The sequence below is a fragment of the Acinetobacter sp. C13 genome (genome assembly GCF_016809775.1).
Lineage (GTDB): Bacteria > Pseudomonadota > Gammaproteobacteria > Pseudomonadales > Moraxellaceae > Acinetobacter > Acinetobacter pittii.
This window is the reverse complement of record NZ_JAFBJL010000001.1, coordinates 1,081,463-1,088,576: the sequence shown is the minus strand read 5'-3', so window position 1 is coordinate 1,088,576 and position 7,114 is coordinate 1,081,463. Positions and strand designations below refer to the sequence as shown.

Genomic DNA, 7,114 nt, shown 5'->3' with positions numbered 1-7,114 from the left:
AAAATTCGTTGCCAAATGGGTGTTCGATATGGCTTTGTTTTATCAAATCCATATATGTAAGCAATAGATGCATCGGGAACGAATCCGGATAAATAAATGACTTTATTGGCAGGATAGCTTAGACCTTGTATAGGTATTTGGGAAACTGCCTGATGTGCCAAGTCTAAGCGAGCTTCTAATAGCCAGTCATAAGCTTCTGTCATCATGTAATCAAAATTAGGATATGAGTAGTGTTGGCTTGGATAGTTAATATAAGTGGCTAAAGTCTGAATTGGGGACTGAATGGAAGGAAAGAAAATAAGAGGACTAACTTTGGCACTGGAATATTTTGCTTTGATCACGGTACGAATATTTTGACAGGTTTGACCTAATTTATTTCTAAGCCATGTTTTAAACTCATCATATGGCGTTCCTGTTTTATTCATTGCTTCATAAATTGTCCCCAAATCTAGTGCATATAAACCTGTATCTGCATTAAAGGCCAATTTTGTTGGGTAGTCATATACACAAGGTAGATTGGTGTCAGTGTTATACCACCACCAAGGTTCACCAATTTGCATGTTTACATCACATCCCCCTACGACCATTGCATCTGCAAACTCGATAAAGACTTTATGTAGATATGCCAAAGCATTTTGATGACTTAAACTAAAAAAATAGCTCGGTGGTTGATAGCCTGTTTTACCTAAATTACTGTTCCAGTCACGCTGTGCCCAATATTCATTAGCTCCCAAGGAATACATTTCAAAGCTGACCCCAAAGATAGGTTGCATACTGGCATTATGCAAAGCTTGGGCATATTTTTCATGCCATTTACGAGTACATGAATTAACAACCGTCTCGCCTGTCACCAATGTATCTGGTATTTGCCATTTATTAATATCGCTTTTCCACGTCATTTCAGGATAGTGCGACATTCCACAATAGTGATTGACCAAACCTTTATATCCCAAAGTCACCATATTGTTGACTAAGCGCTGAGGATTTAAATCATAGTGGTCATCATAGCTTGTACAGATGCCATAATTATGCTGTGGTACTACAACTCGGCTTAGATTTAACTTGGCATTCGCCCCTGTTACAACTGAATTGGTAATACGAATATAGCCATCTTCTGCTTGACTGAGAGGCAATGATGAGTGTGCGTTATAGCTGCTTGTAAAAGCTGAAAATGAAATCCGCTGAATATTAGTAACTGGAAAGCTATCTGTAGCAGAGAAGCCTGCTTTTACGGTATCCCAATTAATACGAATATGCGCCGTTCGCGAGGAAGGATTATTTGCGTAATTAAATAGAACAATATATGCAATTTTATTTACGCCATTTTCATTATAGTACACCGTTAAAGTGGGAGTTAAACTTGGATTATTAAGCACTGGCATCGTGGCAGATAACTCAATATCAAAATCCCAAACCACCCCTGCATAGCTATATTTGGTTTGATACGCTAAAAATTTATGATCTTTAGTGTCATAAGAATCCCAAGTAATTCCTACCAAATCATTTGTCATACGTGATCTAAAAGATGCTTCAAAACCATTTCCATACTTCGTAATGGCGAAAGACATCGTTTGCGGGCCGTCTATTCTCCAATAAATAGGGCTAAACCGATCAATAAGTGTATTCTGAGTGATTGGGCGAGGTGATGTATTAGTATTATTTTGTACATTTTGTGAGTTAGTTATCATGTCTACATTCTCTTAATGTATTAAGAGGTTTTATATTAAATAATAATTCCTATTTTATTGTTCAGATAAGTAACAATGACGTTTAAATTATTTACAGTTTATATTTTTCATAAAGTTCAAAATAAAATTAAACATGAAATCTTAATATTATCCTAAAATATTTTTACACTGAGGAGTTAATAAATGGCAACTTTTATACAGCCTATAAATTTTAAAGGTTTGTTTTTATTTACTCCTCTTGTATTTGCATTATCAGGTTGTACTGAAACTTTATATTCCAACACAACGTCGACCACAAAGATCTCTTCGGAAAGTAACGCTTATCCAGAGATTGACACAGTATTAGGAGAAAAGTTGCAGCCTAATGAAGAACTAATAGCCCATCACATAACTCAAGTCATTGAAAAGTCGATTCGTGAACAATATACGGCAGGAAATGCTTTACGTGATGCACATCCTAAGGCGCATGGTTGTGTTCGTGCCGATTTTCATGTCTCAAAAAATATACCTGCCCAGTTTGCTAAAGGAATGTTTATTCCAGATCGAAGTTATCAAGCATGGATTCGATTTTCTAATGCTTCAAATGATGCCTCTAATGCCGACATTAAAAAAGATGCACGTGGCATAGCAATAAAAATTTTAGGTGTGTCTGGACAGAAAATTTTAGAAAGTGAAAAGCAAGCAACCACTCAAGATTTTATTATGATTAATCATCCAGTCTTTTTTGCAAACGATGCTAAACGGTATCTTTCTTTTATGCATGACGTGAATAGCCATAATATGGTCAGAAAACTTCACATTCCATTTGCGTTAGGTTTTAAGGGAACAATGAATGCTCTTGGAGCACGTAATTCACAAATTGCAAATCCATTATACGCACGTTATTGGTCTATGGTTCCCTATCAGTTAGGACTTGGCAATGATCGACAAGCAGTTAAATATTCAGTACGTGCTTGTTCAATGCAGCCAAACAATCTACCCAAGAATCCTAGTCATGATTTTTTAAGAGAAGCTTTAAAGAATACTTTGCAAAGTACAGATGCGTGTATGGAGTTCCTTATTCAACCACGAACTTCAAATCAAATGTTGGTAGAAGACTCAATGTCAGAATGGGATGAAAAAGCAGCTCCTTTCTATCAAGTAGCAACTATTCATATTCCCAAGCAGAACTTTGACACACCAGAACAAAATAAGTTTTGTGAGAATCTGTCTTTTACACCGTGGCATGCCCTACCTGAGCATAAACCATTAGGCGCAATAAACCGAATGCGTAAAGTCATTTATGAAAACATCAGCAAAGTTCGACATGATATGAATTCAGCTCCTAGACAAGAACCTTAAATACCTTATCCATTGTGGTTTGGTATAAAATTTTTTACAGATGAGAGTTTGCAATTGCTTCTTTTTAAGGGAGATTTTTGCTTGTATCTATAGTGATTCGATCAATGAAATCTGCCAACCATAAAATAAAATCATCCTCGCTTTTATGCTTTGGAATTAAACTCATATCTAACTTAATAGGAAGTTCATTTTTTACACTAATAACAACACCTTCGAAGTTCACAAAGTTATATAAAAACTTTAGTTCAGTGCCTGCAATAGCTTTTTTTATTTCTACAATAAGATTATTTAAATTTCTAAAATGATTGTTTGAATAAGAACTTTTAATATTTTTATTAATTTTTTCTGCTAATAGTAAGTATTTTGGCATTTCTATCTCCTTATTAATTATTTGTAAAATATAAGTATAAGTTGAAAGCTATAAAAATAAGTTTTTAATTTTTATTAAATTGTTTCTGTATTTTTAATTTTTATTGATAAGTTATGTGTAATATAACTATTTTATTGTTTTAAAATGTGATTTATTTGGGATTTTATTCTGATTAAATTGGTAGGTATTCTTTAATCTCATTTAAAGGTAATTAACTAAATTTTATATTAAATAGGCTCAATATTTAAAATTTTGAGCCTATTTAATTTTTAATATTCACTTAAGACTAAAATTAAAAATTCACATCTTAAGTCAATTTTGGGAAATTCTTGATTTTATGAATTTTCCCACATTTTCTGCATTCTTTAATTTCGTCATGAGTAATATCAAAGTCATATTCCCAGACATGAATACAGAAAACCTGTCTAAGGTTGTGGAGCATAGACACCTCCTTATAAAAAACCAACTCATTAGTAAGTTCTTTATGAATGCACTTCGCTTATTTTGATGAGTTTTCCTCTTTAGCTTTATCCTCCTTGTGTTTACAGCAGTATCCGAAAACAGCACCAGCACTAAAGAAAAACATAGCCTTGAACATACTTATCTCCAAACGATAATTAAGTAAATTTAAAATTAACATTGAAGGTTGTATCTGTTTTTAGGCCAATGAGACTGATTCTGTGCGTTATGCAAACTTTTGTGAAAAGTTATAACAATATATTTTTTATGAATAAGGTGGATAAAATTAAAAAACCGCCCCAGTAGGCGGTTGCTGAATTTACAGCGAGATATAGAAGTGTAGTGGACGATCACTTCTATATTTTTTATGTACTTATTTTTCTTGGCTTATAATTTTATTAAAGGCATCTGATTTGAAATAATTAATGATCATCTCTCCATCATCCCCTGTAGAAGATGATACTTTGAGGGGTTCTTCATAAGTAAACTTAAAATCTGGAGGAATAAATTTTGAGATTGGTGGAAGCTTCGCCTCACCTCCTGTTGTGATTCTTTCAATAAAACCCGCAAGCCAAAGAATATATTCATCTTTATTTTTATATTTTGGCATCAAGCTCATGTCTAACTTTATGGCACATTCCTCTAATGGCTTGGTTAAGCATTCTTCAAAATCTATAAAATTATATTTAAGTTTAAACTTGGTTCCTTTAATTTCGTTACGGATTGCACCAACTAAATGATTTAAGTTCTCTGCTGAGCTTTCTGAAAATAAATTTTTGTCCTCAATTTTTTTATACACATTCTCAGCGATGATTAAATATTGTGGCATCTCTATTTTCTCCCTTTTATAGTTAAGCTACTCACTCAGCCTTTTAAGGAAGTATGATAGATATCATGTTTTCTAATGTAATTGTTGTACTGCCAATTGTAATTAATGTGTTTTTGTGAAATCTGCAAGCATAACCATCCGAAAAAATTCAGAATAATGCAAACTAAGTCTCATTTTGTAGATGAAAACTACTTTAACCAAAAAATATTTTTAGTTCATCCAAAGTTGGAAGTTGATTATAAGATTCGTCAGCCGCAATTGTATTGACCCAATTTGACTTTGAAACAATGCAAAAGTTAAGTTTTTTTAGTACGGTAAGCTCTTGATCTAAAAGACCTAAAGGGATCCACATAAACTGAGTGCTACCTACTAAGTTAGGTACTGGTGATCCACATTGACTACAAAATGAAGATGTGAAGCCTGTTTCTTTTTTATAAGTGCGGACAAGTTCTAAACCTGACAACCACTCAAATTTATCTTTGCTTACTAATGTTGCTGCATTTGCCCCCGTTCCGGTTTGTTTACGGCAAAGACTACAGTGGCAGTGATAGACTGTGTTTATTTCATTAGTAATTGAAAATTTAACTTCATTGCATAGACAAGAACCTATATGACTCATCTCAAGCATCCTTAGAAAAATAATATTAAATATAGCATTAGGTTTAATATGGTTAAATTTAACTTTATATTTTTTAATGGATATGTTTTCTTAGAGCCTCCTATAAATATTATGGAATTGCTAGCGTTGAGGCTTGGCTTATAGTATTTGTAGAGTTTAATATGAATTTTGACATATAAATTGAATATAAAAATGCTGTGATGTGTTTATCTTGGATGCGACTTCAAAGCTTACATGATTAATCAACTCTATCAGCAGTATAGTAGTATGGCATTAGATGCTTGGGGCTTTAAAAATACACCATCGTATAAAGGTACATACAACCCTGATGAGAATGATACAGTGACGAATAGCTTTAATTGGTTGAATGATGAACAAGCTACAAAAAAAACAGAACAAGGACTGACTGCTTTTGTGGCATTAGATGATGCCTTTATCAGTATCGCTTCTCGTATGTATCTCATTAGAAATGCAAAAGAAAAAATCGATTTACAATATTATATTTGGACAAATGATTTTGTTGGAAACTTAATGCTGCACGAGTTACTAACGGCGGCAGATCGTGGCGTAAAAGTTCGGTTACTCATTGACGATCAGAATGGAGTAAAACTTGATGGTGTTCTAAGAAGCCTTCTACACCATCCTAACTTTGAAATTCGATTATTCAATCCCTACAAGTTTAGATATTTAAGAATTTTAGACTATATTTTCCGGTTCAAGAAAGTGAACCATCGCATGCATAATAAATTAATTATTGCAGATGGTGTGATTGCCGTAACGGGTGGTCGAAATATTAGTAGTGAATATTTTGACGCAAGTAGTAAGTTTCAGTTTACAGATCTAGATATTTTATTTTATGGGCATACGGTACAACATGCACAGTCTGTCTTTAATGATTTTTGGCAAAGTGATTTAAGCCAAAATGCTATTGAGCTGGTGGGTACATGTGCCATACATCACTTACAATCGTTACGGCAGCACTACCATGATTTAATTCATGAAAGTGAAAATCATACTCAAACCGAAGATAAGCTTTACGATGCTCAAAGCTATTTAAAAGAACTTTTAGAGCACTATCCAATCCAGTGGTCAAAAGCGCACTTTGTTGCAGATTCACCTAAAAAAATCTTAGGACTGGCCGCTAAAGAAGAAATGCTTTATGGGCAAGTTATGGCCATTATGGGTGAACCAAAGCAGCATATTGAATTAGCTTCTGCTTATTTTGTTCCTACTCAACAAGGCACTTACTATTTAAAACAACTCAAGGTACAAGGTGTTAAAGTCAGGGTTTTAACCAACTCTTTTGCTGCAAATGACGTAGCAATTGTGCATGCCTTTTATAGTCAATATCGAGTTGAGATGCTCAAAAGTGGTGTAGAATTATTTGAGTTTAAGCCCTTTTTAGAACGCAGACGCAGAACTTGGTATGAAGTGGTGACTGGAAGTGTGATCCCTGCAAAAGGTAAAAATAAATCAAGCTTACATGCCAAGTTTTTTGATGTAGACGGTAAAGTATTTATTGGTTCTTTTAACTTTGATCCGCGTTCGACTTACTTAAATACTGAGGTCGGTCTGGTTATTGAGTCGAGTCAATTACAAGCGCAAATTTCGGTCATGCTCGATCAGCACTTACCTCAAGTTGCTTACCAGCTTAAGTTAAATAGTGAAGGAAAGATCATTTGGTTAGATTATCAGTCGGATGGAAAGATTGTTGAATATGAAAAAGACCCAGATACGAGCCTTTTCCAACGTACCATGATTAAAGCTGTTTCATATTTACCAGTTGAATGGATGATGTAACAGCATTT

At 33.9% G+C, this 7,114-nt stretch carries 6 protein-coding genes; 2 read left to right on the top strand and 4 right to left on the bottom strand.

Translation table 11 applies throughout. The features are described from left to right. A partial coding sequence (locus JGE69_RS05305; RefSeq protein WP_203250350.1) for a phage capsid protein occupies positions 1 to 1,688 on the bottom strand: 1,688 nt, incomplete at its 3' end. 183 nt (positions 1,689 to 1,871) lie between these two features. Here JGE69_RS05305 and JGE69_RS05300 point away from each other — a divergent pair. Continuing rightward, positions 1,872 to 3,029 (top strand): catalase family protein, encoded by a 1,158-nt coding sequence (locus tag JGE69_RS05300; RefSeq protein ID WP_199112556.1) that lies wholly within the window; start codon positions 1,872 to 1,874, stop codon positions 3,027 to 3,029. Positions 3,030 to 3,093: 64 nt separating this feature from the next. Here the strand turns inward: JGE69_RS05300 and JGE69_RS05295 are convergent, their stop codons facing one another. The 3 genes from JGE69_RS05295 to JGE69_RS05285 all read right to left on the bottom strand — a co-directional run bounded on the left by JGE69_RS05295 (position 3,094) and on the right by JGE69_RS05285 (position 5,315). Then, a complete protein-coding gene (locus JGE69_RS05295; RefSeq protein ID WP_002113703.1) occupies positions 3,094 to 3,399 on the bottom strand; it encodes a hypothetical protein in 306 nt (101 codons plus the stop codon). A gap of 832 nt (positions 3,400 to 4,231) precedes the next feature. Next, a complete protein-coding gene (locus JGE69_RS05290) occupies positions 4,232 to 4,687 on the bottom strand; it encodes a hypothetical protein (protein WP_151283134.1) in 456 nt (151 codons plus the stop codon). 193 nt (positions 4,688 to 4,880) lie between these two features. Then, entirely contained in the window at positions 4,881 to 5,315 is a 435-nt protein-coding gene (locus tag JGE69_RS05285; RefSeq protein WP_151283135.1) for a GFA family protein, read from the bottom strand. A 225-nt stretch (positions 5,316 to 5,540) separates the two neighbouring features. Here JGE69_RS05285 and JGE69_RS05280 point away from each other — a divergent pair, with 225 nt between their 5' ends. Continuing rightward, positions 5,541 to 7,106, top strand: coding sequence for a phospholipase D family protein (locus JGE69_RS05280; RefSeq protein WP_199112554.1), 1,566 nt, complete (start codon positions 5,541 to 5,543; stop codon positions 7,104 to 7,106). Positions 7,107 to 7,114 lie beyond the last annotated feature (8 nt).